Origin of the sequence: Clostridium bowmanii, assembly GCF_018861315.1 — a bacterium.
GTDB lineage: Bacteria > Bacillota > Clostridia > Clostridiales > Clostridiaceae > Clostridium_AD > Clostridium_AD bowmanii.
In genome coordinates this window covers 1-1,566 of record NZ_JAHLDL010000095.1, presented here as the reverse complement: position 1 = coordinate 1,566, position 1,566 = coordinate 1, and the positions used below count along the sequence as shown (strand labels likewise).

The window sequence follows — 1,566 nt, the reverse complement described above, 5'->3', positions numbered from 1 at the left end:
CTTCAATTCGTAATTTAAAAACAACAAATAAAACCAGCTATACTAAAGCTAACGTTGGTTCAAGAAGTGTTCTTACTTCCTCGCTGCAACCAGCATATAACTGAATAAATTCAATAAATGTGAATATAGCAAAATATTGACCAGTATAAATGATTACAGACTTTGGCTTCTGTTCTTTATAGTTTTTTAATACGACTGGAAGAGATTTTTTTGAAAATTTCATGCCCGCTTCCATGTTTTTGTACAATTGAAAGTATGTATATCCAATTAAGGTCATAATTATGTGGAATACTATGAAGTTGTATTTTGTACTTTTAAAATCCTCAAGTTTCCAAAAATCTTTTATTTGCCTGTAGTCTTCTTCTATTTCTGGTCTAATTTCGTAAATGTTTATTATTTGTTTTGCTGTTTTTTCTACATCTGTAGTCATGAAAACATAATACTCATCATCTTTTGTATCATGGACTACGCAAGCGATTAGATCTACATCTTCTTCAGGATTTTCACTTATCCAAGAGGAACCTAGATGTTTAACAAGTTGTATTTCTTGAGTCTTTCTTTTCTTATTTGGATGAGGATGCCATTTATCCTCTAATTTTGCTATGCTTACTGCTTGCTCATATATCATCATATTCTTTTTAGCTGGTATATAAGTATCAACTTTTTTATTGGTTTTTAATGTATTCGTTACAGATCTTGAAATAAAACCCCTATCATTGATAAGAATATCGCCTTCTTTTAGGGCTTTACTTTTTAGTAAAATATCTCTACTAAGCTCCATGTCATGTGGTTTTATAGAACTAAAGGCTATCTCTTCAATGATTCCGGCATCATCCATTAGGCCTCTTAATGTTGCAAGCTTATAACCACGAGTAGACTCACCTTCATAACTAATAACCTCAGAGTTTTCATAGTTAGAATTATTCAAGTTTACTTTTATTTTTGTGCAATCCAATATGTGTATTTGAGGTAAAATTTTAAGTTCTGGCATTACAATATTTTGCACATATTCATTATATGACTCTATAATTTCGTTAGCTTCATATTTATTTATCATGTTTCTCATAGTACCTTCTTCTAAAAGACCCTTTTCTAAATCTCTATCATTATCCCATATATTCCAACCTAATTCAGACAATAATTCTGAATCTGTCACTGCGAACGCTACGTCAGTTAGACTTGTTTTTAATTTCATCTTTGCTGTAATTGCCAAAGATAGAATAATATCTAAGGGTATACTTGAATTATCTCTTCTTTTCTCTGCAAATGATTTCGTTAACTTTGCTAAAACTCCAATGTTTTTCATCTTTAGCATAATAGTATCTATTAGATTGGGAAAGCTTATATCAGCAGCATCTATATTACCTTCCTTTATCGCATTTAAAACTTTTTCCTTATCTTTTTTACTGAATTGTATCATATAAATCATCTCCATTTACTTTAGTAAATTAATGTCTATATGACTTATTCGCTATAAAAGTTTAAAATCCTTTTTGTAAATATTTGTAAAACAAATGCAAATTTGTAAGTTTTTAATTCTGTAGATCTAAATTACGAATTGAAGTT

At 29.4% G+C, this 1,566-nt stretch carries 1 protein-coding gene; it reads right to left on the bottom strand.

Annotated features, from left to right (window positions below):
* Window positions 1-37 precede the first annotated feature (37 nt).
* Window positions 38-1,420 carry a transposase gene (locus KPL51_RS23820; RefSeq protein WP_224854798.1) on the bottom strand — a complete coding sequence of 461 codons (1,383 nt, stop codon included), beginning with the start codon at window positions 1,418-1,420 and terminating at the stop codon, window positions 38-40.
* Between the last annotated feature and the right edge of the window lie 146 nt (window positions 1,421-1,566).

Coding starts and splice junctions, on each gene's coding strand:
- KPL51_RS23820 (WP_224854798.1), bottom strand. CDS start 1,420: ATGATACAATTCAGTAAAAAAGATAAGGAAAAAGTTTTAAATGCGATA.